Raw genomic sequence first — 22867 nt, 5'->3', positions numbered from 1 at the left:
CAAAGCTGTCATACGCGGCCGGAATCCGCCGCCGGGTGGCCGGGGTTGGCACTGGTACGACCCCGTTTCGAGGCCGGGCCTCGTGCGACGAAGGAGTGATCGTGACCGTTGACCTCACTGCGACGGATCTGCAGGCCTTCACCCAGGAATGGCTGGAGTGGTACCGCGGTCAGGAGGAGCGGCTCGCCGCCCCGCACGGGTTCCTGGCGATCACCGGACTGCACTGGCTCGACGACCGGCCGCAGCGGTTCCCGGACGCGCCGGGTGCCTGGTGGACCGACGCCGACGGGGTCGCCGTAGCCCTCGACGAGGGTGAGGAACTCGTCGTAGGGGGAACTCCCGTGCGGGGTGAGCACCGCTTCGGCGTGCTGCCCGAGCGGGGCGGTGTCGACGCGGTCTGGGGTGACGCCGTGATCGAGGTGGCCAGGCGCGGCGGGTACGACATCGTGCGGCCCCGGCACCCGGACGCGCCGCTGCGCACCGCCTTCGCCGGTACCCCCGCCTACGCGCCGGATCCCCGCTGGGTGGTGCGGGGACGGTACACGGACTTCGAGACTCCGCGCCCGACGACCGTGGGCGCGGCGGTCGAGGGCCTGGAGCATGTGTACGACGCGCCGGGCCGGGTCGATTTCGAGCTGGACGGGCACCCGCTGGCGCTGACCGTGTTCCCCGGGCGTGGACCGGGCGGGCTGCTGGCCCTTTTCACGGACGCCACCTCGGGGGTGACGACCTACGCCGCCAACCGGGCCCTCTCGCTCGCCCCGCCCGCCGCCGACGGCACGGTCGTCCTGGACTTCAACCGCGCGGCCAACCTCCCCTGCGCCTATACGGACCTGGCGACCTGCCCCCTGCCACCGGCGGAGAACCGCCTGCCGGTGGCCGTCGAAGCGGGGCAGAAGATTCCGCGTGAGCGGGGTGGGATCTGAGGCCCGGCCCCACAACCAAGCGCGCCTCTCAGTCGTCCCCATGAGTGGCGCGCCGGTTTTTTTGCGGCCGTGACCCCCCACCGATCACGCGCACTGACCACGCGCGGGAATGAGGTCGCATGCTCCGAATTCACTTCACCTCGCGGGATCTGCAGAGCATCCGGGTCGCCCGCCAGCCTCATGCGCTGTGGGAACTCGTGTGCGGTGTCTGCCGGTTGGACAGCCGACAGGGGGCGCTCGAATTCGGGCACTGGCGCCGCTCGGTGCGCGACCGGCTGGCCGAGGACCCGCGGGCCGGGCGGGCCCTGTCGCCGTTGCGGACGCTGATTCCTCCGGTGGGCTACATCCCCGACTTCCTCACGCCGTCCGTCACGGGCAGCGGTCTGGCCGGTGGTCTCGACGAGGTACGGGCCACCTCCCGCGCCCGGTTGAGCCGTGAGCTGTCGCGGCTCGCCGAGTCGCGTCCGCTGCCGTCGTGGGTCTCCACGCTCGACCGGCCGGGGACCAAGGCCCTGGGGGCGTTGACGCGGGCCCTGGAAGTGTCCTGCGGGACCCTGCTCGAACCGTACTGGCCCCGTGTGCAGGCAGCCGTCGGCGACGATGTCGAACTGCGCGCCCGCGCACTCCTCGACGGCGGCACCTCAGCCCTCCTCAACAGCCTGCGCCCGCACGCCCGTTGGCACGCCCCGGTGCTGGAGGTGGACTATCCCGTCGACCGCGAACTGCATCTGGAGGGGCGGGGCCTGCTGCTCGTCCCGTCCTACTTCTGCTGGCGCAGACCCACCGCCCTCGCGGACCCCACGCTCGGGCCGGTGCTCGTCTACCCGGTCGCCAAACAGCCCCTGGAGATCGTCCGGGAGAGCAGGGACGGGCTGGAGCGACTGCTCGGCCGTACCCGGACGGTCGTGCTGGCGCATCTGGCCCGCCATGGCGCACGGACCACGTCCGAGGTGGCCTCGGCGGCCAACATCGCGCTGCCCAGCGCCAGTTACCAGCTCGGTGTGCTGCGCGACGGAGGTCTGATCGCCAGTCACCGGGAGGGCCAGTTCGTACGGCACTCGGCGACGCCCCTGGGCCTGCGCCTGCTGGATCGGTGACCGACCCCCGCCGGGGTCATTTAGAACGCTTTCGAATTCATTGCCCCGTGCTTCCCGCGCGGCGAGGGTTGGAGCGACGGCACGCGGTGGCCACCGTGCACAGGGGGGACGGTGGCCGCCGCGGCCGTGGGTCAGCCCGCCTGCCGGCGGTCCGTGGCGGTGCGGTGGGTGAGCGGTTCCCGCAGGCCGAGGTGTTCGCGCAGGGTCGTGCCGGTGTACTCGGTGCGGTAGACGCCGCGTTCCTGGAGTGCGGGGACGAGCAGGTCGACGATGTCGTCCAGGCCGTCGGGGATCAGGTACGGCGTGACGTTGAAGCCGTCGACGGCGCCGTGCCGGACGTAGTGGGCGAACTTGTCCGCCAGTCCCTCCGGGGTGCCGACATGGCCACGCTGGGGGCCGAGCGCGATGACGGTCTCGCGCAGCGACCAGCGGTTCGCGTCGGCCTTCTCCCGCCATTCGGCGACGACTTGGCGCGGGTCGGCGATCCGCCGTGCGCCGAAGGAGCCGTCGTTCTCGGCGACGACCGGGTCCTCCTTGGGCAGCGGCCCATCGGCGTCACGGCCGGAGAGGTCGATGCCCCACAGGAGTCCGGCGATGCCCAACGCCGTTGCAGGGGTGACCTGTTGGAGACGGATCCAGCGCTTCTTCTCCAGTGCCTCCTCCTCCGTGGCGCCGATGATGATCTCGGTGCCCGGGAGGATGCGCAGGTCGTCCTCGGGGCGTCCTGCGGCCCGCAGTCGGGCCCGCAGGTCGTCGGCGAAGGCGAGCGCGTCGTCGAAGTCGTTGCCGTGCGCGGAGAAGATGACGTCGGCGTTGCGGGCGGCGAAGTCGCGGCCCTCGCCGGAGTCCCCGGCCTGGAAGATCACCGGGTGTCCCTGGGCGCTGCGCGGCAGCGTGGGTGCGAGGTCGACGTCGAACTGCGGTCCCTGGTGGCGGACTTGGCGTACGGCGCCGGGTGCCGCCCAGGCCGGGGCGGCGGCCGAGTCGGAGACTGCCGCGTCCGTCCAGGCGTCCCAGAGGGCGCGGGCGACGGTGAGGAACTCCTCGGCGCGCCGGTAGCGGTCCGCGTGGTCGAGATAGCCGCCGCGGCGGAAGTTGGCGCCGGTCCAGGCGTTGTCGGTGGTCACCACGTTCCAGCCGGCGCGGCCCTCGGAGAGCAGGTCGAGGCCGGAGAGGCGGCGGGCGAGGTCGGCTGGTTCGTTGAAGGTGGTGTTGGAGGTGCTGACCAGGCCGATCCGGTCGGTCACGGCTGCCAGCGCGGCGAGTTGGGTGATGGCGTCGGGCCGTCCGGCGACGTCGAGGTCGTGGATCTGTCCGTCGACCTCGCGCAGCCGCAGCCCCTCCCCCAGGAAGAACGCGTCGAACAGGCCGCGTTCGGCGGTCCGGGCGACGCGCCGGAAGTTGGCGGGGTCGATCTGGGAACCGCTGGCCGGGTCGGACCAGATCGTCCAGTGGTTGACGCCCTGGAAGAAGACGCCGAGGTGGAGCTGGGCGTCCGGGCGGGGGACGTCGAGGGGGTCGGTGCGGGTCATCGGGCTTCCTCCTGGACGGCCGCGGCGGCGTACCGGTTCGCGGGCCGGTCCAGGCCCAGGTGAGTGCGCAAGGTCGCGGCGGGCAGGGGCCGTAGGGCGTGCCGTCGTTCGAAGAGGTGGGGCAGGACCAGCCGGGAGAGTTCGGGGAGGTCCTCGTCGAGCACCAGCGGGTGCAGCCGCACTCCGTCCACCACTCCCCTCAACTCCCCCAGCAGCAGGGCGAGTCCGGCGGCCGAGCCGATGTGGCGCAGCCGTCCCAGGTCGGGCCAGGGAGCGTGGCGTTCGAGGTCGGCAACGCGTTCCTCGGCCGTCGCGTGGGCGGTGTCGAGGGCGACCTCGATCTCGGCGAAGGTACGCGGCGTTCCGGCGCCGGCCGCGCCCGAGGTGACGGCGGCGAGGTCGCGGCCCTCGACGAGGGCGACGTCGAGCTGCCCGGCGGGCACGCGGTCGGGCAGGCCGAACACGACGAGCTGGCCCTGCGGCGGGCGCGGCACGATCGCCGGGCCCTTGACCGTGTAGGTGTCGCCGGTGAAGTCGACGTAGTGCAGCCGCTCGCGGTCGAGGTAGCGGCTGGTGGCGACGGAGCGGATGACCGCGTCGTCCTCCCAGGAGTCCCACAGCGCGCGGACGACCTCGACGCCGTCCCGGGACTCGCGGGCGCGGGCCGTGGCCCCGTCGACGAGCGGGCGCCCCCACACGGTGGCGGCCTCGGCGCGCGTCTCCTCGCTCACCACCCACCCGGCACGCCCGACCGAGATGTGGTCCAGGGACGCCAACTGGCTGGAGACATGGAACGGTTCGGCATAGGTGAGCGGCACGACCGGCGCCACACCGACGACACTCGTCGACGCGGCGATGAACGCGGCCCGCTCCACCGCGCCGATCCGGCCGACCGCGTCCGGGCCGGTGCCGGGCGGGAGCGCGCCGTCCTCCAGGGTGAGCAGGGTGAACCCGGCGTTCTCCGCGTCGGCGGCGACTCGGGCCACCCGGCGCGGGCTCAGCAGGTGGTCGGGCGAGTGGGCGGCGCGGCGCCAGGCCACGGGATGGGCGCCGTCGCCGTCGATTTCGAGGGCGAGCCGCAGAGCGGAGCCGGACATGGGTGTTCCTTCCGAGAACGCGTCGAGACGGACGGCCCGTGGGGCCGACGTGGGTCAGAGGCGTACGGAAGGACAGACGGCGGAGGCGGTACGGCAGTAGTCGACATGCCGGCGAATGATCAGCCGCGCGCCCGGGACGGCACCGCGAGGCGCGGCGTCATGTGCGCACATGGGGCCTCCACCCGTCCGGGAGCGATCGCCTCAACCTTCGTCGTCGGTCCCGGAAGATGTCAAGAACATTAGATGTATGTGCATGCGGCAACGGCTCGGCAAAATACGTTGGCCGCGCGGACGAGGCGGCTGCTAACTTGCCGTAGGCCGTGACGACACGCGAGGAGGTGAGACCCATGAACGCAGTACGCAGGTGGGTGCTCCCCCTCTTCTTCACGGTTGGGCCAGTGACATAGGTGTCGCCGGGAGCGCCTCACGACAAGGCACTCCCGAAAGGCGACAAGCCATGAATTCCACTGATTCCAAGCACTTCTACTTCACCGCGGAGACCACGTCCGACGGTGTCGTCCAGCACGACTTCACCATGGGTGAGATCACCGGCGCCCTCTGGTCGCCGGAGACCGGTGGCGATCGCGCGCCCCTCGTGCTGATGGGGCACGGCGGCGGCAACCACAGGAAGTCCCCCGCCATGACAGGCCGCGCCCAACTCCTCGTGGCCGACGGCGGCTTCCATGTCGCCGTCATCGACGCGCCGGGCCACGGCGGCCGACCGCGGACCGCGCACGACGAGCGGGAGATCGCCGCGATGCAGAAGGCGATGGCGGCCGGCGAACCGGTCGGCGAGATCGTCGTCCGCTACAACGGCCACCTCGCGGAGCGTGCCGTACCGGAGTGGCGGGCGGCCCTGGACGCCCTCCAGGAACTGCCGGAGATCGGCGCCGAAGGGCCCGTCGGCTACTACGGCCTGAACATGGGCACCGCGATCGGCATCCCGCTGACGGCGGCCGAACCCCGCATCACCGCCGCGGTGTTCGGCCTCTTCTGGTACGACGACGCCCTCGCCGAGACTGCGCGGCGCATCACGGTACCGATCGAGTTCGCCCTTCAGTGGGACGACGAGCACATCCCGCGCCCGTCCGGTCTCGCGCTGTTCGACGCCTTCGCCTCGCGGGAGAAGTCACTGCACGTCAACTCGGGCGCGCACAAGGAGCTGCCGAGGTTCGAGGCGGACAGCGCGGTGAGGTTCTTCGTACGGCAGCTGCGCCGTAGCTGATCTCAGCGCGGTGGCCCCGCGCTTTCTCCGAATTCCAGCCCTGTCATGAGTTCGGAGAAGGCGCGGGCCGCGCCGGGGGCTGTGAAGAGCCGGTCGAGTCGGGCGCGGGCCAGGCCGCGGCGGAAGGGGCCGGAGTTGGTGGCGTCTCCGGCGTCGTGGAGCATGCCGGTCATCCAGTGCGAGAACTCCTGGTCGTTCCAGACGCGGCGCAGACAGCGCTCCGAGTAGGTGCGCAGGGCCGTGTCGTCCTGGTCGTGGACGGAGTCCCGTACGGCCCGGGCGAAGAGATCGGCGTCGTAGAGCGCGAGGTTCATGCCCTTGCCGCCCATCGGCGAGACGATGTGCGCCGCGTCGCCGACGAGGTAGAGACGGCCGTACTGCATCGGGTCGTGGACCAGGCTGCGGAGCCGGAAGATCTCGCGGTCGGTGATCGGGCCGGAGACGAGGGCCGGATCGCCGAGCCGGGTGCGCAGGGCGTCCCAGACCCGGTCGTCGGGCCAGGCGTCGGGGTGGTCGTCGGGCGGGCACTGGAGGTAGTAGCGGCTGGTGTAGGGGCCGCGCGGGAAGTGCGCGGCGAAGCCCTGAGGGCTGACGGCCAGGAGTGGGTGGGCCGGCGGCGGGGCGTCGGCGAGGACCGTCAGCCAGCCGATGCCGTGGTCGAAGGCGTACGGCGTGAGGGTCCCGTCGGGGACGGAGGTGCGGCTGATGCCGTGGTCGCCGTCGCAGCCCGCGACGAACTCGCAGGTGAGGGTGCGGAGTTCACCGTCCGCGGTGCGGTAGCGGACGGTGGGGCGGTCGCCGGTCACGTCGTGCAGGGTGACGTCGGCGGCCTCGAAGCGCAGGTCGCCGCCGTTCACGAGGTACTCGGCGGTGAGTTTCTGGACCAGCATCTGCTGGGGGCAGAGGCGGGCGGTCGGTCCCTCGGAGCCGTCGTAGTCCGACACGAGATGGGGTTCGCCGTCGACGCGGAGTTCCAGGATGCCCTGGTGCGGGACACCGCCCAGGACCCGGTCGGCCAGCCCCCAGGAGTCGAACATGCGCACCGCGCGGGTCTCGACGATGCCGGCCCGCTGGCGCTGCGCCACGTACTCGCGGGTCCGGCGTTCGAGGACGACGCAGTCGACGCCGCTGCGCTGCAACAGGTTCGCGACGGTCATGCCGGCCGGGCCGGCGCCGATCACCACCACCGTCGTGGACTCCGGCGCCTGGCTCAACTCCCGCGTACTGTCGGCCACTTGACCACCTCCGGGGTCACCCTAGCCGAGCAGATCCGGTCGCCGCGGGGCACAGCCGGTGTTCCCCTACGCCGACGGGTCCCAGGCGATGAGCTGGTCGAAGAGTCGCTGCTCGCCGTCGATCTTCAGGGGTTCGACGTAGGTACGGCCGTACATGAAGAGGACCAGTTCTCCGGCCGTGGCCCGGGCGGAGGCGTAGGCGGTGTCGGCGGGAATCGGCGCGGACGCGGGAATGGGCGTGGCCCGCGCGCCGGCGGCGGAGAGTTCGAGGCGCCAGGACCGGCCCTCGGTGGCGTGGTAGTCGACGGTGGCGGGGTCGTGCGGCCAGGGGCTCGTCGTCGCGTTGCAGGTGAACACGAACTCCTCGACACCGTCCAGCGCCGCCTCCTCGGGCAGCGGCTGCGGGTCGCCGGCGGTGAGCTGGGCGTCGTAGGTGTGCACCGTGGCCTCCTGGACCTGGTGCCGGGCGACGGCACCGGAGGTCTGCGGGGACTGCCCGTCGCCCCACCATGTCCAGCAGCCGCGATCCGGGCCGAACTCCCGCAGTGTGCCCAGCAGTTGCCGCGTGGACTCGGCCGACCAGGCGAGCAGGGCCTCACGCTCCCGGGGCACTTCCGAGGGGGCGGGGTTCGCCCGGCTGTCGGCGGGCCCGGCGGCGACGATGGCGGCCCAGCGGCGGTGCACGGTGCCCAGGTGCTGCACCAGGTCGAACAGGGTCCACTCGGGGCAGGTCGGCACCTGCGCGTCGAGGCTGGGCGCGGCGGCGACCGCGGCCCGGAACGCCGTCGACCGTTCGTCGATCAGCCGCAGCAGGTCCGCGAATTCGAGAGTCTTCGTCACGCCGAATGTCTATCACCGCGCCCCGTCGACAGGACAACCATTTTCCGGTCCCGACCTGCGGAGAGCGTGCTGCGCTACCCCAACGGTCAGTGGGCGAGGGCCTGTTGGACAGTCGGGTAGCAGTCGACGACTCCGTCGATGCCGACGAGCTGGATGACGCGCTGCACGGAGGGGGTGGTCCCCGCCAGTCGCAGCCAGCCGTTCGCCTGGGCGAGCGTCTGGTGGACGGCGAGGAGGATGTTGATGCCGCTGGAGTCCATGAAGGTCACCTGGCGCAGGTCGAGGACGACATGCGGTGCGACCCCGTCCGGCAGGTCCAGCGCCTCCCTCAGCGGAGCGGCCGTCTGGTGGTCGATCTCTCCGGCCAGGGCCACGACGACGATGCCGTCGACGACATCGGTCCTGACCGTCAACTGCCCTGACTGGCCCGGCTGTTCGGTATCCACCATCTGTCCTCATACACGAGTCGGCGAGCGCTGCGGATCAGGATTTCATCCGAAGTGCTGCCCCGCATCGTACGGTTGATGCCCCGTCCTGTGGAGCCGACAGAAATTGACGGAGTGGGTGGTGCCTCACGGGGTATGCGCGGGGCACGCAGAAGGCGGTGAAACGATCCGGATGGAACCAGACTCTTCGGAGGACGACGGCACGGCGCCGCAGGCCAGGGCCCGGGCTCGGCCCATACGGTCCACCGTGGCACTGGACGGGGACGGCTCCTGCATCGCCGAGGCCCGGCAGTTGGCCGCGATGTTCCTCGTCCGGGCACGGACCGAGTACGGACTCCCGGTGTCGGCCCGTGCAATGGATCTCACGCAGTTGGTGGTCAGCGAACTGGTCACCAACGCCCGCAAGTACGCGCCCGGCCCGGTGCTGATGGATCTGCGGATCGTCGACGCCCTGGTCGAGGTGGAGGTGTGGGACTCCGACCCGGTGCTGCCGGTCGCCCGTGCCGCCGACGCCCAACGGGTGGGCCAGCACGGTCTGGAGATCGTACGGGCCGTCTCGCGCGGCTTCGAGGCACAGCGCGAACCGGTGGGCAAGCGCATCACCGCGCGCATCGCGCTGACGGACGGTCCCGACACGGACGTCACCGGCGGCGGCCCGCTCCGCACGTGAGTCGGACGCTCACGTCGTGGCCGGGACCCGGTAGACGGAGACATGAGAAGGCGACTCGGCGGTGAACTCGGTCCCGTCCCAGTCCGCGTGTCTCGACTCGAGTTCGAAGCCCGCCAGTTGGGCCATGAGGTCGAGTTCGGCCGGCCAGATGTAGCGGTGCGGGCTGAGTGCGAGCCGCGCCCGGCCGGCCCCGTCGATCCGGAAGTGGTGCGACACGGCACGCTGGTTGAGGACGTCGTAGGTGTCCAGGGCGATGTAGTCGGGGTCGGTCCGCCAGACGGTTGCCTGCTGGCCGGGCGGCAGCTTGCGCAACTCGGGCACCCAGAGCTCGATCACGAACCGGCCGCCCGGTGCGAGATGGCGGGCGGCGTTGCGGAAGCACTCGACCTGCTCGGCCTGGGTGAGCAGGTTCGAGATGGTGTTGTAGACGAGGTAGACGAGGCTGTACGTCCCGGGGACGACCGTCGTCGCCATGTCGCCGATGGTCACGGGGATCGTCGCCTCGTCCGCCTTGGTCCGCAGCCGCTCCACCATCGGCCGTGACAGCTCGATGCCGGTGACGGGGACTCCGCGCTCGGCGAGCGGCACGGCGACCCGGCCGGTCCCGATGGCGAACTCGAGTGCCGCGCCGTCCCCCGCGAGTCGCGCGAGCCGCTCCACGGCCGGCCCCAGCGTCTCGGGCGCGAACATGCCGGTGCCGGGAGTGTCGTACCGCTGAGCCGCGTCGGCGTCCCAGATCTTCTCCTGCCGCATTCCGCCAACGCTCGCTCGCGGCGGCCGAGTTGTCCAACGAATTCCTCCTCGCCCTCGCCCGCGGTTGATCGCGTCGCCGTCGCTCAGCGTGACGTATGCCTCAGGGACGACAGGTCTGGCTCCGTCGGACGCGGGCACCCGTGAGCAGGCAAGGAACCGTACGCCGCGCCCGACGACCTGAGGTGAACCATGCCCGAGGAGATCAAGAAGCCGGTGGCCCGGTCACGCGGTGCGGCTGTCGGCGGACTCGTCGTGGTCGTGGATCCGCTCCGACGCCACCGCGCAGAACGCCTCCAGACCGGTGAGCAGCGCGTCGCGCCCGGCGGCCGGCATCTGTGCCAGCACCGCGCCCAACGCCTGCTCCCGGCGGGCCCGCAGGTCCGACAGGAAGACCCGCCCCGGACCGCTCAGGTACAGGCGCACCTCGCGCCGGTCCGTGGGGCTCACCTCGCGGTCGACGAACCCGGCGGCCTGCAACCGGTCGCAGAGGCGGCTTGTCGACGGCGGGGTCGAGGCGAGGTGGTCGGCGAGGGTGCGCAGGTTGATGCCCTCGTGGTGTTCCAGGATGAACAGGACTCGTAGCTGCGAGGCGGACGCGGGCGCGGTCGAGGCGCGCCCCCACAGGACTTCCAGCAGTTCCGCGGCCGTAGAGGTGACGCGTGCGACCTCGGCGGGTTCGGGGCGGGGGTGGATGGACGTCACGGTCACACTCTCGCAGGCACAGGGACGGGTTCCAGCGTACTAGGCACGTGCGAGGCATTCTTCGAGGGAGAGATTGGCATATCTGCGATCGTGAACAGACTCATTGCTGTCGAGCGGGCGCTGCGGACGGCGGCGCCCCATGAGCTCCCCGACGTGGTCGGCCGGGAACTGGTCCGGCGGTACGCGGCGGACTCCGTGGACCTGCTGGTGGCCGACTACGGCCTGACCGTGCTGCAGCGCGTCACCGATCTGCCGCACACCCTGCCGCCGGTCTCCGTGCACAACACCCCTGCGGGCCGTGCCTTCGGAGCCCAGGAGCCTTTCGTGGAGGGGAACTTCGGGGACGGCAGCGTGTGCCTCCACCTTCCGGTCAGTGTGCGCGGGGACCGCCTCGGCGTGCTCTCGGTGACGCTGCCCGGCGGCGACCACGTACGCGAGTGTCTGCCCGAACTGGCCGAGCTGGCCGAGGTGTTGGGGCACGAGGTGCTGGTGGCCGAGCGCGACACGGACCTGTATCTGCGGGCCCGGCGCAAGGACCGGCTCACGCTGGCGGCGGAGATGCAGTGGCAGCTGCTGCCCGGCCGCTCGTGCTCCCGCCCGGAGTTCGAACTCGGGGCTCAACTGGAGCCCGCCTACGCGATCCACGGCGACAACTTCGACTGGTCCGCCACGGCCGACCGTCTCGCGCTCTACGTCTCGAACGGCATGGGCGAGGGCATCGAGGCCTCCCTGCTGACGAACCTGACGGTCAACGCCCTGCGCAACGCGCGCCGGGCGGGCATCCCCCTCGCCGACCAGGCGGCCCTCGCGGACCAGGCGGTGTACGCCCACTACCGGGGCCGTAGCCATATGTCCGTGTTGATGTTCGACTTCGAACTCACCACCGGGCGGGCCCGGGTGGTGGACGCCGGATCGCCGCAGACGCTGCGGCTGCGCGACGGGGTGGTGGAACGGATCGTCTTCGACGAGCAGTTGCCGCTCGGCATGTTCGAGGAGACCGACTACGTCGAGCAGGACTTCGCGATCGAGCCCGGGGACCGGATCCTCTTCGTCAGCGACGGGGTGCACGCCGTCGCCTCGCCCAAGGGTGAGGCGTACGGGGACGCGGCGCTGGCACGGGCGATCCAGCACACGAGACTGCTGCCCGCCGCCGACGTCCCCAGAGCCGTACTGCGCGAACTGACCGGCCACCGCGGCACACCGACCCCCGACGACGACGCCCTGGTGGTGTGCCTGGACTGGCGCGGACGGTGAGGTGTGTCCGCTGTGTCCCCCTCTCACCGGTGCGGCGCTAGTGTGAAGACCCTGAGCCGGAAGGGTGAACACCGTGAGCACCTCTGAGCCGCTCCCTTCCTTCGAGAGCGAGTTGCGGTCGGCTCCGTCCGACGCTCTGGTGGCGACAGCCCGCCGGCTGCTCGGTGACCGCGCCGGAGCCCGCGAGGTCGTCCTTCTCCTCGCCGACTACGGCCTGCGGGTGCTGCGCCCGGTCGACCCGCTCCCGGGCGCCGACGAACCGCTGTCCGCCCGAGGCGGCCCGGCCGGGAGGGCGTTCACGGAGCAGACGCCGGTCGTCGAAGCGGCTGCCGACGGGACCGCCGCCGTGCATGTGCCCGTCTCGGTGCGCGGCGACCGCCTCGGCGTCCTCTCCGCCCGCCTCCCCTCCCCCGGCGCCGGTCCGGCCGGGGTGCGCGGACTCGCCGAGTTCGCCACCGCCCTGGGCCACGAGATCGCCGCGGCGGAACGCGACACCGACCTCTACCTCCTGGCCCGCCGCAGCCGACGCCTCACGCTGGCCGCCGAGCTGCAGTGGCAGCTCCTGCCGGGACGGGGCTGCGGACGTCCGGAGTTCGAGATCGGCGCCCATTTGGAGCCGGCGTACACCGTCGGCGGCGACAACTTCGACTGGAGCGCCGACGGCGGTCACCTCACCATGACGGTGACCGACGGCATGGGCCGCGGCATCGACGCCTCCCTGCTGACCGGTGTCGCGGTCGGCGCCCTGCGCAACGCCCGCCGCGCCGGCCTCGGCCTCGCGGACCAGGCCCGGCTGGCCGACCAGGCGGTCTACGCCCAGTTCGGCGGCAAGGTCTACGCCTCCACCCTGCTGCTCCGCTTCGACCTCGCGACCGGCACGGTCCAGGCGGTCGACGCCGGCTCGCCCCGCCTGTACCGCAGGCGCGGCCACGCCGTGCGGCAGATCGAGATGGAGGCACAGCTCCCGCTCGGCATGTTCGAGGAGACCGCGTACGAGGAGCAGATCTTCTCCGTACGACCGGGAGACCGGCTCGTGGCGGTGAGTACCGGCGTCCACGGGACCCGTTCACCGCAGGGCATCCCGTTCGGCGAACAGGCGCTGCGCCGAGCCCTCGACGCGGTACCGGCGCAGGCTCCGCAGGAGGCCGCGCGCTCGGTGGTGGCGAGCCTGGCCGACCACTTCGGCAGCACGGACCTGACCGCCGACGCGGCCGTGGTCTGCCTCGACTGGCACGGACGCGAGCCCGCAACGCCGTGATCAACTGCCGTCGCCGGGCGGCCGGTTCCGCCGTGCGGCGGCGAATGCCCGCAGGCCGCGCTCCAGCCCCGCGCGGTCGTCCGGCTCCATCGCGTCCACGACCGCTGCCAGCGCCCGGGACCTGAGTACGGCGACCTCCGCGAGGACGTCCCGTCCGTGCGCGGTGAGACTCAGCCGTACCTCCCGGCGGTTGTGGGGTACCGCGTCCCTGACCAGCAGCCCGGCCGCCTCGAGCCGGTCGCAGAGCCGGCTCACCGTGGGCAGGCCGGCGTCGAGCCGGTCCGCCAGCATGGTCAGGTTCGCGCCCGGCGCGGCCTCCAGGGCGTGCAGGGCGCGCAGTTGATACGGCGAGAGACGTACCGACGCGTCTTCCGCCGCCGTGGTCCACAGTTCGGTCAGGCCGTCCACGGCATCGGCGACGGGGTCCGTGCCGTCGGCCTCCTGGTGCGTTGCCACGAGTTCGACACCTCAAGGAAGTCGGGTGTGGTGACGCGGATCCCGGTGTCTCAGCCGGGGCGGTGGGGCAGGCGGACCACCTGCACGAAGAAGTCGTCGATCTGCCGGACCGCGGCGATGAACTGGTCCAGGTCGACCGGCTTGGTGACATAGGCGTTGGCGTGCAGCTTGTAGCTGCGGAGGATGTCCTCCTCGGCCGAGGAGGTGGTCAGGACGACGACGGGGATGTGCACCAGCTCCGGGTCGGACTTGATCTTCTCCAGGACCTGACGGCCGTCGTACTTCGGCAGGTTGAGGTCGAGCAGGATGAGGTCGGGCTGCGGGGCACCGGTGTGCGCGCCGCGCCGGTAGAGGAAGTCGAGGGCCTCCTCGCCGTCCCGGACGACGTGGAGGGTGTTGCCGATCTTGTTGTCCTCGAAGGCTTCCCGGGTCATCAGTTCGTCGCCCGGATCGTCCTCGACGAGGAGGACGTCGATCGGGGTCGCGTCGGGGAGGGTCATGTCAGGGCCTTCTGGTCGTCGGTGACTTCAGGGGTTTCAGTGGTTTCCGCAGCTACTGCGGCTTCTTCGGCCTCCTCTGCGAACGGGAGTGTGAAGCAGAAGCGGGTGCCCTCGCCGACCGTGCTGTCGATCCAGATCCGGCCGCCGTGGTGTTCGACGATCTTCTTGCACAGGGCGAGTCCGATGCCGGTGCCGCCGTAGGCGTCGCGGCTGTGCAGCCGCTGGAAGATGACGAAGACCTTGTCGGTGAACTCCTCGGGGATGCCGATGCCGTTGTCGGTGACGCACAGGCGCCACATGCCGGAGGTCTCCGGGTCGGGTTCGCAGGTGACGGAGACCTGGGGGGCGCGGTCCGGGTGGCGGAACTTGAGGGCGTTGCCCACGAGGTTCTGCCAGAGCATGGTGAGCAGCGTCGGATCGCCGACGGTCTCGGGCAGGGTCTCGGGCAGGTCGATCCGGGCCTCCGACTCCTCGACGGCCGCCGCGAGGTTCCGCAGCGCCTTGTCCAGCGCCTGGTCGAGACCGACCTTCTCCCGGGTGTCGTCGAGGCGCCCGACGCGGGAGAAGGTGAGCAGGTCGTTGATGAGCACCTGCATGCGTTTGGCGCCGTCGACGGCGAAGTCGACGTACTGGAGCCCGCGTTCGTCCAGTTTGTCCCCGTACCGCTTCTCCAGCAGTTGGCAGAACGAGGCGACCTTGCGCAGCGGTTCCTGCAGATCGTGCGAGGCGACGTAGGCAAATTGCTCCAACTCGGCATTGGACCGGCGCAGTTCGACGGCCTGGGCGTCCAACTCCTCGGCCTGGCGGCCGAGTACCTCCTCCTTCTCGCGGGAGGCGTCGAGTGCGGCGACGATCCGTCTGCGCATGCCCTCGACGGCTCCGGCCACCGCGGTGAGGTCGGCGGGCCCGTCCCCGGTGATGCGGTGCGCGAAGTCGCCCGCCGCGACCCGTTCCGACGCCGTGCTCAGCGCCTCCAGGGGCCGGGTCACCAGCCTTCGTACGAGTACGGCGAGGGCGACGCCGGTGAGCAGAAAGGCGGCGACCATGCCGCTCAGCACGGTGTCGCGCACCGTCCGCTGGTGGGCGAGGTGGGCGCGGCCCTCCTTCACGGCCCGCGCGAGATCGGCGTTCTGGGTCGCCCAGAGGGTGCGCAGCCGGTCGAAGTCGTGCTTGCCGCTGTCGACGTTGGTCTGGTCGACGGCGTGCGGGCGGCCGGGGGTGACGGCGGCGGCCAGGGGTTCGGCGTAGGTCCGCCGCCACTCGGCCGCCCCGCGCTCCACCGCCCGTAGATCGGCGAGCAGTCGGGGCCGGTCGCGGAGCTGTTCGCGCAGCCTGGCCGCCGAGTGGGCCTCGTCCTGCTTGCCGGTGGTGTAGGGGGCGAGGAACTGCTTGTCGGCGGCGATCGCGTAGCCGCGGATGCCGGTCTCCTGGTTGACCAGGGCGGCCTGCAGCCGGTACGCCTCGGTCTGGGCGGGCTGTACGCGCTGGAGCAGGTCGTCGGTGACGTCGGCGGTACGGCTGAGCAGGTTCGCGCCGATCGCGGTGCCGACGACCACGAGCAGCACCATGAGCGACAGCGCGAGGAAGAACCATCCCTGAACCGTCAGCCGGCGCCCGATCCCTGTTCCGCCCGCCATGTCCCTCACCGTTCGTCTCGTTGCGGCACCCTCTCGTCCCACCTGCTCGTTTCTGGCGGGGTGAATCACGTCCGGGGCAGTTGTCTCATGTCCAGTGCAGGTGCAGCACGGCCACGTCGTCCGCCAGGCCGCCCCGGGTCTCGGCCAGGGCCTCGGCACGGGCGATCAGTTCGTCGACGAACGGCTCCGGGGCCAGCGCGGCCCGCTCCCGGGCGAGTCGCAGCAGCCCGTCCTCCCCCAGGCGCTCCGAGCCCCGGCCGACGTGTCCCTCGAAAAGTCCGTCGGTGAAGAGGACCACGGCCGCGCCCGCCGGCACCGAAAGCTCCGCGACCGGCCAGTCCGCGAGGCCGGGCAGCACGCCCAGTGCCGGACCGCCGGGCACCTCCACCCAGTCCACACCGCCGGCGTCCCGCATCAGCAGTCCGTGGTGCCCGGCCCGCACCACGCGGGCCGTGCGCTCGCCGGGTGCGGCGGTGAGACAGACGAGGGTGGCGAAGACCTCGCCGCGGATGCGCTCGGCGACGAGGAGTTCCTCCAGCCGGGCCACCTGTTCGGCGCCCGTGACACCGCTGAGCACCAGCGTGCGCCAGGCGATCCGCAGCGCGACACCGAGGGCGGCTTCGTCGGGGCCGTGCCCGGAGACGTCACCGACCACCGCGTGGACCGTGCCGTCGACGCTCTGCACGATGTCGTAGAAGTCACCGCCCAGCAGCGCCTGCGCGCGCCCGGGACGGTAGCGGGCCACCGCTTCCACGCCCTCGCCTCGCAGCAGGGGCCTGGGCAGCAGTCCGCGTTCGAGGCGGGCGTTCTCCTGGGCCTGCATACGGCTGGACTGGAGGGCGACGGCCGCCCGCTCGGCCTGCTTGCGCTGGATCGCGTAGCGCACCGCGCGTCCGAACAGGCCCGGTTCGACGCGGCCCTTGACCAGGTAGTCCTGCGCGCCGGCGGCGACTGCGGCGAGCCCGGTCTCCTCCTCGGCGAGTCCGGTGAGAACCACGACGGCGGCCCGCTCCGCGCCCGCCCGTACCCGGGAGAGCGCCTCCAGCCCCTGGGCGTCCGGCAGATGCAGATCGAGCAGGACGCAGTCGGGTACGTCGGCCGCGAGCGCCTCGGCGGCCTCGGCCATCGACCGCACCCACTGCAGCCGTATCTTCAGCGCGCTGTCGGCGACCAGTTCCTCCACCAGCAGCGCGTCGCCCGCGTCGTCCTCGACCAGCAGGACGGAGGGCTGCCAGGCCACCCAGGTCTCCGGTCCGACCCCTTCGCCACCCACCGACAGCAGGTCGTCGGCCCGTGGCCGTGGCACCACCATGGCCCTGCCCTCCCCACCGCGCCGACTCCCGAGAACTTAGTTGCCGTCAGACAACAGTCGAGAGCATACCGGTACGCCGGAAGGTCCCGTACGCGGTCGGCGGGGCCGGGAGCGGAACGGTCCAGCGCGTCCCGCGTCCAGCGCTGTTGAGGGTACGACGGGCCGCCGGGAATCGGTGCGGAACCGCCTCCTTCGTCGCCGAACCGTACGCGGATCGGCGCCAAGTGGCAGTCGGGCGAACGGAGTTCGGGCCGTAGACCGTCACCCGCCGGCGGTCGTCGGTTCCGGACCCGGCGCGATGCGCCGGGCGGCCCGTCCCACCGGTTCCGCGTCGGCGCTACGGCGGGTCAGCTCGGTCCACCACGAACCGCCGTCCTCGATGTACCGCAGCAGGATTCCCTCGCGGATGCCCCAGGGGCAGACGGTGACGGTCTTGATGCCCGTCAGCTTCATCACCGTGTGCCCGACCACGGCGCCGGCCAGGCTCTGCGCGGCCCGTGGTGCCGAGACACCGGGGAGGAGGGCCCGTTCGGACGCCTCGAGGGCGGCCAGCCGGTCGAGGCCCACGCGCAGCTCCGACCGCACCAACCTCCGTTCCACGAAAGGACCTTGGCGACCGGGCGCGGCACCGCAGAGTCGGGCCAGTTGCTGAAAGGTGCGGGATGTCACCACCGTGGTCCGCGGCCCTTCCCAGCGGATCCGTGCGGCCACGTCCCGCAGTTGGTGCCGTACCTCGCGCCGCATCGCCTTGACCGTCTGCTCGGGCGGCCGGTCCTGGCCGGGCAGGAAGTCCCGGGTGAGCCGGCCGGCGCCGAGCGGGAGGGACGCCACGAAGTCCGGCAGCCGGCCGCGTCCGAACGCGACCTCGAAGGAGCCTCCCCCGATGTCGAACAGGGCGAGCGGCCCGGCCCGCCAGCCCATCCAGCGCCGGGCGCCGAGAAACGTGAGCTCGCCCTCCAACTCCCCCGGCAGCGTGGACAGTCGTATCCCGGTCTCCGCATGCACCGAGCGCAGCACATCGAGCCGGTTGGGCGCGCCGCGGACGACCGCCGTCGCGAAGGCGAGGGGCCCGGCCGCTCCCCAGTGCCGGGCGGTCTCCTCGGCGGCCGACACCGCCTTCACGAGATGGCGTACGGCCTCCTCGGGGATCTCTCCGTGCGGCCCGACGCGCTCGGAGAGCCGCAGCTTCCACTTGGCCGTGTGCACCGGCAACGGCACACCGTCCCCGACATCCGCCACCACGAGCCGAACCGTGTTCGACCCCACATCCACCACACTCATCCGCATGAGCCGGTGAGTACCCAGGGTGAGCGCCGCGAGTCGCGATCCGCGGGAGGGGGCAGGGCGCCTCGACACCTGTACCACCGCACGCCTAAGCACCCCGATTGCTGCACCTGTGCAGTCACATGACGGATGGGCCGCGAACCGCCCAGCCCTAGCCTCGGGCCTGGGAATGCGGCAACCGGCCCATGCCCACGGGCCAGAAGGGAAGTGATCACCATGCTCGGCTCACCCAACGCGCTGCTGTGGCGCGGCATTCTCGTGGTTGTGTTCGGAGTGGTTTCGCTGGTGTGGCCCGGCATCACCGTGGGCGCGTTCGTCTATCTGTTCGCCTTCTACGCCTTCTTCGCCGCGGCGAACGACGCCGTGCGGGCGTTCAGCGGCAACCGGGCGGGGCCGGTCTTCGGCTGGCTGCTGCTGGCCCTGCTGTCCGCCGTGGGCGGAGCCGCCGCGATTCTGTGGCCCGGCATCACGGCACTCGCACTCACCCTCTGGGTCGCCGCGTGGGCGCTGGTCACCGGCGCTGTCGAGATCGGCATGGCCTCTCAGGAAGGCGAGTCCGCCGGGGAACGCGCGATGTTCATGCTGACCGGGCTGGTGTCGATCGCGCTGGCGTTCGCGCTGTTCGTGCGGCCGGACGTCGGCGCGGTCTCTCTGGCGACCGTGTTCGGCCTGTTCAGCCTCATGTACGGGACCTCGGGCATCGTCCTCTCACTCCACCTGCGGCACAGAGCGGCGTAGCGGCAGGCAGGACGCCGACGCACCCGCGCCGCGCGGCATCCGACACCCGGCGAATCAACCTCTCGAGACAGGGATCACCATGGACAAGCTCTCGGACCAGCTCAGCAAGTTGGCGGACCGGACGAAGAAGGTCGAGGACACCGCGACGGCCGCCCGGGCGAAGAACCGCGCGCAGCTGGAGACCACGAAGACCAGCCTCAAGGCGTCCCTGGACGCCGTGGGAACCAAGACCGACGATGCCAAGGCCCAGGCACAGGGCCGGCTGAGCGATGTGCACGACTCGGTGGAGAAGCACTTCGCCGACCGCCGCGCGGCGAGCGCCGAGCACAAGGCCGAACGCGACCTCAAGAAGGCCGAACGCCGCGCCGACGACGCCGAGCAGGACGCCGCCGACGCGATAGCCCTGGTCCTCTACGTACTGGACCAGGCCGAGTACGCCGTCGTGGACGCCGTACTCGCCCGCGCCGACGCCGACGACCTCGCCGCCGCGACGGGAACCTCCGGGTGACGGCCTGCTAGGACCGGCCCTGTTCCACGTACATGCAAGCTGGACGGCCGCACCCTCCCCGCCGGTGGCGAGGGTGCGGCCGTCCGGCGTCCCGATGTCACATCCTCGCGTCCGCCGGTGTCTTCATGCCGAACCGCCGGGCAGACACACGTACTGGCCCGGACCGGCACACGTAGCAGGAGGACACCGTGACGATTCGCGTTCCGAAGGCCGAGCTTCCCGTCGAGCTTCGGGAGAGCATGATCAAGCAGCTCGGGGCCGTGCCCGAGCCCGTCGAAGTGCTGTGGAACCATCCCGAACTGGCCGCGGCGAACCAGGAGTTCACCGCGAAGGTGAGCACGTGGGACGCGGCGGACGCGGGGCTGAAGACGTTCGCGCACATGGCCGTGGCGGCGCGGGTCGGGTGCGGTTGGTGCCTCGACGTCAACTACTTCTTCGCGCTGAACCAGAACCTGGACCTGACGAAGGCCAGCCAGGTGCCGCGCTGGCGGCAGGCGGACGTGTTCTCGCCGCTGGAGCGGGACGTGATGGAGTACGCGGAGGCCATGACGACCACGCCGACCACCGTCACGGACGAGCTGTCGCAGCGCCTGCTGGAGCAGCTCGGCCCCGCCGCGCTGGTCGAACTCACCGTGTTCATCGGCTTCGCCAACATGGCCGCGCGATGCAACACCGCCCACGGCATCACCTCGCAGGGCTACTCCGACGCCTGCGAGATCCCCCTGGCCCCGTGGTCGGGGAAGATGCCGGCATGACCGAGGACCCCTTCGTCACCCACCGCGGCCTCCTGTTCACCGTCGCCTACGAGATGCTCGGCTCGGCCGCCGACGCGGAGGACGTGCTGCAGGAGTCCTGGCTGCGGTGGGCCGACGCCGACCGGTCGCAGGTGCGGGACCCGCGGTCGTACCTGATCCGGATCGTCACCCGCCAGGCGCTCAACCGGCTGCGCACCCTGTCACGCCGGCGCGAGGAGTACGTGGGCGAGTGGCTGCCGGAACCGTTGCTCACCAGCCCCGATGTCGCCGATGACGTCGAGCTCGCGGAGAGTGTGTCGATCGCGATGCTGACCGTGCTGGAGACCCTCGGGCCCACCGAGCGCGCGGTGTTCGTGCTGCGCGAGGTGTTCGAGCTGTCGTACGGCGAGATCGCGGAGGTCGTCGGGAAGTCCGCGGCGACGGTGCGGCAGGTCGCCCGGCGGGCGCGGGAGCATGTGGCGGCCCGGCGGCCGCGGGTGAAGGTGAGCCGGTCGGAGCAGGCCGCCGTGGTGGAACGGTTCCTGCATGCCTTGCGGACCGGCCATCTGCGGGAGTTGATGGAGGTCATGGCACCGGACGTGGTGCTGGTGACCGACGGCGGCGGGATCGTCCCGGCCGCGCTCGCCCCGATCCACGGGGTCGAGCTGGTCGCACCGATCCTCGCCCGCGCGAACACCCTGGTGGCCGCCTTCGACACCACGCCCATGTGGCTCAACGGCGAACCCGCGGGCCGCATGGACGTCGACGGTGAGCCGTCAGCGATCAGTCTCGTGGTGGAGGACGGCCGGGTCACCAGGATCTACGTGGTGCGCAATCCACGGAAGCTCACACAACTGGACGAGCCGACCGAACTCGCCAGGTGAGCCCGCGTCGACTCCGAACCGCCCTCTGCACACCCCGAGTTGAGCAGACCCGATGGCTCGCCGAGGCGTACGACGGCGTGGCCAAGCCGATCCGTCTCGTCCAGGGCGCCACCCACACGATGGACCCGGAGAACACGGCGTTCCTGTACCAGGCCAGAGGCGGCGCGTTCCGCTTTCTCGGGCGCTACGACCAGGTCCGGGAGGTGAAAACCTGGGTACACCGCCGGAAGGCCACCTGGCATCCTGTGGCAGTGCACCTCAGTGATCATGCGACCAGTATCGAACTCCGGCCCCTGCGCTATCAGTTCCCCACGGCTCGCGGTAACCGGTACGACGACAACTGGCTGGTGATCGGCGCCAAAGTGACGACGGCCGAGGGCAGTTGGTCCTTTGCCGACCCCGCTCTGCTGAACGACGAGGCCCACGAGGTCACCGCTTGGCTGCGCGGGGCGGCCACGGGGACGGTGGACGCGACCCGACTCGATGCCGAAGGCTATGTGTCCCCGGACACCTGGTTCACCGAACCGGTGTTGGCGTTCAGCCTCGCCGAACGCGGCAAGGCCGGGGCGCTGATCCGCGTTCATCTGTCCCTGGAAGCCCTGCCCTCCTGGCGGCAGGGCGACGCCAGACCGGACATCTACCAGTACTTCGTGGAAATACAGGTGGATACAGCCGCGCTGCTCGACGCGGCCGATCAGTGGGAGCTCGATCTGGCTTCCTTCCCCACCCGCTGATCGGAGTCGGCGTCGCCGTCGGTCCCACTGGGAGGTGTCACTGCGAAGCCTCCTGCCCCGCCGCCACCGTGCGGAGATACGCGCCGAGGCGGGCGATGGCCGACGGGTTGCGGGGGCTTTCGACGAGGTCGACGTAGTCGAGGACGAAGATACGGCGGTGCTTGACGGCGGAGACGTTGCGGAGTGGGGCGTAGGAGAGGAGGAACTTCTTCTTCTGTTCCGCGCTCACGTCGCCGTAGTCGCAGATCACGATGACATCGGGGTCGCGCTTCACGACGGTTTCCCAACCGACCGTGGTCCAGGAGTCGTTGACGTCGTGCATGACGTTGGCCCCGCCGGCCTCGCTGATGATCTGGTCGGGGGCGGCGTAGCGGCCCGAGGTGAACGGGGCGTCCTGGCCGCTGTCGTAGAGGAAGACCGTGGGGCTCTTGGTGGGGGCCTTGCTGTGGACGGTGGCTATTTGCTTCTTGAAGTCGGCGATCAGGGTGGTCGCGCGCTTCTCGACGCCGAAGAGTTTTCCGAGGTTGGTGAGGTCGGTGTAGAGGGCGTCGAGGGGCGGCATGATGCCGCGTGAGGTGTCGGTGCGGCCGTTGCGGCAGGACTCGGTGAGGATGTACGAGGGGATGCCGAGCTTCTTCAGGGCGTCGGGGGTGAAGCCGCTGTCGTCGCGGAAGCCGTAGTTCCAGCCGGCGAAGACGAGGTCGGCGCGGGCGTCGAGGACGTTCTCCTTGGTGAGTTGGTCCTTGGAGAGCCATTTGACCTTCTGGTAGCCGTCCTTCCAGGGCACGTCGGTCAGATCGCCCTTGTCGTCGGGCATGGCGAACCCGGCCATGCGGTTCTCCAGTCCGAGGGCGAACATCAGCTCGGTGATGCCGACGTCGTTGGTGACGACTCGCTTCGGGACGGTCTTGTACGTCACTTTCTGACCGCAGTTGGTGAGGGTGACCGCCTCGGTGGAGCGAGTGTCCGCGGTCGACTCGACGCTCGCACCGCAGCCGGTGACGGTCGCGGCGAGACAGAGGGCGGCGGCAAGCAGCTTGCGCAT

The 22867-nt window shown here is 71.1% G+C and carries 24 protein-coding genes; 11 read left to right on the top strand and 13 right to left on the bottom strand.

Annotation, left to right across the window (positions count from 1 at the left end; all coding sequences use genetic code 11):
- Positions 1-101: 101 nt before the first annotated feature.
- Together SSP08S_RS42030 and SSP08S_RS42025 are read left to right on the top strand one after the other, a co-directional pair.
- The gene (locus SSP08S_RS42030) at positions 102-926 is read left to right on the top strand and encodes a DUF1684 domain-containing protein (RefSeq protein ID WP_019073659.1); all 825 of its coding nucleotides are present in this window, start codon (positions 102-104) and stop codon (positions 924-926) included.
- A gap of 119 nt (positions 927-1045) precedes the next feature.
- Complete coding sequence (locus SSP08S_RS42025; protein WP_019073658.1) at positions 1046-2023, top strand: ArsR/SmtB family transcription factor; 978 nt, start codon at positions 1046-1048, stop codon at positions 2021-2023.
- A gap of 131 nt (positions 2024-2154) precedes the next feature.
- Here the strand turns inward: SSP08S_RS42025 and SSP08S_RS42020 are convergent, their stop codons facing one another.
- Together SSP08S_RS42020 and SSP08S_RS42015 are read right to left on the bottom strand one after the other, a co-directional pair.
- The gene (locus SSP08S_RS42020; protein ID WP_019073657.1) at positions 2155-3555 is read right to left on the bottom strand and encodes an NtaA/DmoA family FMN-dependent monooxygenase; all 1401 of its coding nucleotides are present in this window, start codon (positions 3553-3555) and stop codon (positions 2155-2157) included.
- Positions 3552-4652 (bottom strand): LLM class flavin-dependent oxidoreductase, encoded by a 1101-nt coding sequence (locus tag SSP08S_RS42015; protein WP_019073656.1) that lies wholly within the window; start codon positions 4650-4652, stop codon positions 3552-3554. Before SSP08S_RS42015 ends, SSP08S_RS42020 begins: the two co-directional genes overlap by 4 nt.
- Positions 4653-5109: 457 nt before the next feature.
- On the opposite strand from SSP08S_RS42015, the gene SSP08S_RS42010 reads away from it, so the two are divergent.
- The gene (locus SSP08S_RS42010) at positions 5110-5877 is read left to right on the top strand and encodes an alpha/beta fold hydrolase (RefSeq protein ID WP_019073655.1); all 768 of its coding nucleotides are present in this window, start codon (positions 5110-5112) and stop codon (positions 5875-5877) included.
- Between the two features lie 2 nt (positions 5878-5879).
- On the opposite strand, the gene SSP08S_RS56930 is transcribed toward SSP08S_RS42010, so the two are convergent.
- The 3 genes from SSP08S_RS56930 to SSP08S_RS56925 all read right to left on the bottom strand — a co-directional run bounded on the left by SSP08S_RS56930 (position 5880) and on the right by SSP08S_RS56925 (position 8401).
- A complete protein-coding gene (locus SSP08S_RS56930) occupies positions 5880-7112 on the bottom strand; it encodes a 4-hydroxybenzoate 3-monooxygenase (RefSeq protein WP_019073654.1) in 1233 nt (410 codons plus the stop codon).
- Positions 7113-7178: 66 nt separating this feature from the next.
- Entirely contained in the window at positions 7179-7952 is a 774-nt protein-coding gene (locus tag SSP08S_RS42000) for a maleylpyruvate isomerase family mycothiol-dependent enzyme (RefSeq protein ID WP_019073653.1), read from the bottom strand.
- Positions 7953-8038: 86 nt separating this feature from the next.
- Positions 8039-8401, bottom strand: a complete 363-nt coding sequence (locus SSP08S_RS56925; RefSeq protein ID WP_019073652.1) for an STAS domain-containing protein — start codon at positions 8399-8401, stop codon at positions 8039-8041.
- Between the two features lie 169 nt (positions 8402-8570).
- Between SSP08S_RS56925 and SSP08S_RS41990 the strand changes: the two genes are divergently transcribed.
- Positions 8571-9068 (top strand): ATP-binding protein, encoded by a 498-nt coding sequence (locus SSP08S_RS41990; RefSeq protein WP_019073651.1) that lies wholly within the window; start codon positions 8571-8573, stop codon positions 9066-9068.
- A 9-nt stretch (positions 9069-9077) separates the two neighbouring features.
- On the opposite strand, the gene SSP08S_RS41985 is transcribed toward SSP08S_RS41990, so the two are convergent.
- Positions 9078-9821, bottom strand: coding sequence for a class I SAM-dependent methyltransferase (locus SSP08S_RS41985; RefSeq protein ID WP_019073650.1), 744 nt, complete (start codon positions 9819-9821; stop codon positions 9078-9080).
- 222 nt (positions 9822-10043) lie between these two features.
- Positions 10044-10529, bottom strand: a complete 486-nt coding sequence (locus tag SSP08S_RS41980; RefSeq protein ID WP_019073649.1) for a MarR family transcriptional regulator — start codon at positions 10527-10529, stop codon at positions 10044-10046.
- A 96-nt stretch (positions 10530-10625) separates the two neighbouring features.
- Between SSP08S_RS41980 and SSP08S_RS41975 the strand changes: the two genes are divergently transcribed.
- Both SSP08S_RS41975 and SSP08S_RS41970 read left to right on the top strand, forming a co-directional pair.
- A complete protein-coding gene (locus SSP08S_RS41975) occupies positions 10626-11777 on the top strand; it encodes a PP2C family protein-serine/threonine phosphatase (RefSeq protein ID WP_439654594.1) in 1152 nt (383 codons plus the stop codon).
- 64 nt (positions 11778-11841) lie between these two features.
- Positions 11842-13035, top strand: a complete 1194-nt coding sequence (locus SSP08S_RS41970) for a PP2C family protein-serine/threonine phosphatase (protein WP_019073647.1) — start codon at positions 11842-11844, stop codon at positions 13033-13035.
- On the opposite strand, the gene SSP08S_RS41965 is transcribed toward SSP08S_RS41970, so the two are convergent.
- The 5 genes from SSP08S_RS41965 to SSP08S_RS41945 form a co-directional block, all read right to left on the bottom strand.
- A complete protein-coding gene (locus SSP08S_RS41965; protein WP_019073646.1) occupies positions 13036-13491 on the bottom strand; it encodes a MarR family winged helix-turn-helix transcriptional regulator in 456 nt (151 codons plus the stop codon).
- Positions 13492-13541: 50 nt separating this feature from the next.
- Positions 13542-13991 (bottom strand): response regulator, encoded by a 450-nt coding sequence (locus tag SSP08S_RS41960; RefSeq protein ID WP_019073645.1) that lies wholly within the window; start codon positions 13989-13991, stop codon positions 13542-13544.
- Positions 13988-15628 (bottom strand): sensor histidine kinase, encoded by a 1641-nt coding sequence (locus tag SSP08S_RS41955; RefSeq protein ID WP_019073644.1) that lies wholly within the window; start codon positions 15626-15628, stop codon positions 13988-13990. The genes SSP08S_RS41960 and SSP08S_RS41955 overlap by 4 nt, the downstream gene beginning before the upstream one ends.
- 85 nt (positions 15629-15713) lie before the next feature.
- Positions 15714-16940, bottom strand: coding sequence for a PP2C family protein-serine/threonine phosphatase (locus SSP08S_RS41950; RefSeq protein ID WP_019073643.1), 1227 nt, complete (start codon positions 16938-16940; stop codon positions 15714-15716).
- Between the two features lie 261 nt (positions 16941-17201).
- Positions 17202-18227 (bottom strand): Ppx/GppA family phosphatase, encoded by a 1026-nt coding sequence (locus tag SSP08S_RS41945; RefSeq protein WP_026179295.1) that lies wholly within the window; start codon positions 18225-18227, stop codon positions 17202-17204.
- A 213-nt stretch (positions 18228-18440) separates the two neighbouring features.
- Here SSP08S_RS41945 and SSP08S_RS41940 point away from each other — a divergent pair, with 213 nt between their 5' ends.
- The 5 genes from SSP08S_RS41940 (at position 18441) to SSP08S_RS41920 (ending at position 21822) form a co-directional block, all read left to right on the top strand.
- Positions 18441-18962, top strand: coding sequence for an HdeD family acid-resistance protein (locus SSP08S_RS41940; protein ID WP_043260167.1), 522 nt, complete (start codon positions 18441-18443; stop codon positions 18960-18962).
- Positions 18963-19041: 79 nt separating this feature from the next.
- Positions 19042-19470 carry a hypothetical protein gene (locus tag SSP08S_RS41935; RefSeq protein ID WP_019073640.1) on the top strand — a complete coding sequence of 143 codons (429 nt, stop codon included), beginning with the start codon at positions 19042-19044 and terminating at the stop codon, positions 19468-19470.
- Positions 19471-19658: 188 nt separating this feature from the next.
- Positions 19659-20225 (top strand): carboxymuconolactone decarboxylase family protein, encoded by a 567-nt coding sequence (locus tag SSP08S_RS41930; protein WP_019073639.1) that lies wholly within the window; start codon positions 19659-19661, stop codon positions 20223-20225.
- Positions 20222-21088 (top strand): RNA polymerase sigma-70 factor, encoded by an 867-nt coding sequence (locus SSP08S_RS41925; protein ID WP_019073638.1) that lies wholly within the window; start codon positions 20222-20224, stop codon positions 21086-21088. The genes SSP08S_RS41930 and SSP08S_RS41925 overlap by 4 nt, the downstream gene beginning before the upstream one ends.
- Before the next feature lie 77 nt (positions 21089-21165).
- The gene (locus SSP08S_RS41920) at positions 21166-21822 is read left to right on the top strand and encodes a WapI family immunity protein (protein ID WP_019073637.1); all 657 of its coding nucleotides are present in this window, start codon (positions 21166-21168) and stop codon (positions 21820-21822) included.
- A gap of 37 nt (positions 21823-21859) precedes the next feature.
- Here the strand turns inward: SSP08S_RS41920 and SSP08S_RS41915 are convergent, their stop codons facing one another.
- Positions 21860-22867 carry an ABC transporter substrate-binding protein gene (locus SSP08S_RS41915; RefSeq protein WP_019073636.1) on the bottom strand — a complete coding sequence of 336 codons (1008 nt, stop codon included), beginning with the start codon at positions 22865-22867 and terminating at the stop codon, positions 21860-21862.

Source organism: Streptomyces hokutonensis (genome assembly GCF_000376565.1).
Lineage (GTDB): Bacteria > Actinomycetota > Actinomycetes > Streptomycetales > Streptomycetaceae > Streptomyces > Streptomyces hokutonensis.
The sequence above is the reverse complement of the archived record's forward strand: the minus strand, read 5'-3'. Positions and strand labels throughout refer to the sequence as shown.

Bases quoted from the DNA above. Each gene is read 5' to 3' on its own strand.
- SSP08S_RS41985 (WP_019073650.1), bottom strand. From the start codon at position 9,821: ATGCGGCAGGAGAAGATCTGGGACGCCGACGCGGCTCAGCGGTACGAC.
- SSP08S_RS41940 (WP_043260167.1), top strand. From the start codon at position 18,441: ATGCTCGGCTCACCCAACGCGCTGCTGTGGCGCGGCATTCTCGTGGTT.
- SSP08S_RS41915 (WP_019073636.1), bottom strand. From the start codon at position 22,867: ATGCGCAAGCTGCTTGCCGCCGCCCTCTGTCTCGCCGCGACCGTCACC.
- SSP08S_RS41945 (WP_026179295.1), bottom strand. From the start codon at position 18,227: ATGCGGATGAGTGTGGTGGATGTGGGGTCGAACACGGTTCGGCTCGTG.
- SSP08S_RS42015 (WP_019073656.1), bottom strand. From the start codon at position 4,652: ATGTCCGGCTCCGCTCTGCGGCTCGCCCTCGAAATCGACGGCGACGGC.
- SSP08S_RS41960 (WP_019073645.1), bottom strand. From the start codon at position 13,991: ATGACCCTCCCCGACGCGACCCCGATCGACGTCCTCCTCGTCGAGGAC.
- SSP08S_RS41935 (WP_019073640.1), top strand. From the start codon at position 19,042: ATGGACAAGCTCTCGGACCAGCTCAGCAAGTTGGCGGACCGGACGAAG.
- SSP08S_RS41990 (WP_019073651.1), top strand. From the start codon at position 8,571: ATGGAACCAGACTCTTCGGAGGACGACGGCACGGCGCCGCAGGCCAGG.
- SSP08S_RS42010 (WP_019073655.1), top strand. From the start codon at position 5,110: ATGAATTCCACTGATTCCAAGCACTTCTACTTCACCGCGGAGACCACG.
- SSP08S_RS42025 (WP_019073658.1), top strand. From the start codon at position 1,046: ATGCTCCGAATTCACTTCACCTCGCGGGATCTGCAGAGCATCCGGGTC.
- SSP08S_RS41955 (WP_019073644.1), bottom strand. From the start codon at position 15,628: ATGGCGGGCGGAACAGGGATCGGGCGCCGGCTGACGGTTCAGGGATGG.
- SSP08S_RS41925 (WP_019073638.1), top strand. From the start codon at position 20,222: ATGACCGAGGACCCCTTCGTCACCCACCGCGGCCTCCTGTTCACCGTC.
- SSP08S_RS42020 (WP_019073657.1), bottom strand. From the start codon at position 3,555: ATGACCCGCACCGACCCCCTCGACGTCCCCCGCCCGGACGCCCAGCTC.
- SSP08S_RS41950 (WP_019073643.1), bottom strand. From the start codon at position 16,940: ATGGTGGTGCCACGGCCACGGGCCGACGACCTGCTGTCGGTGGGTGGC.
- SSP08S_RS56925 (WP_019073652.1), bottom strand. From the start codon at position 8,401: ATGGTGGATACCGAACAGCCGGGCCAGTCAGGGCAGTTGACGGTCAGG.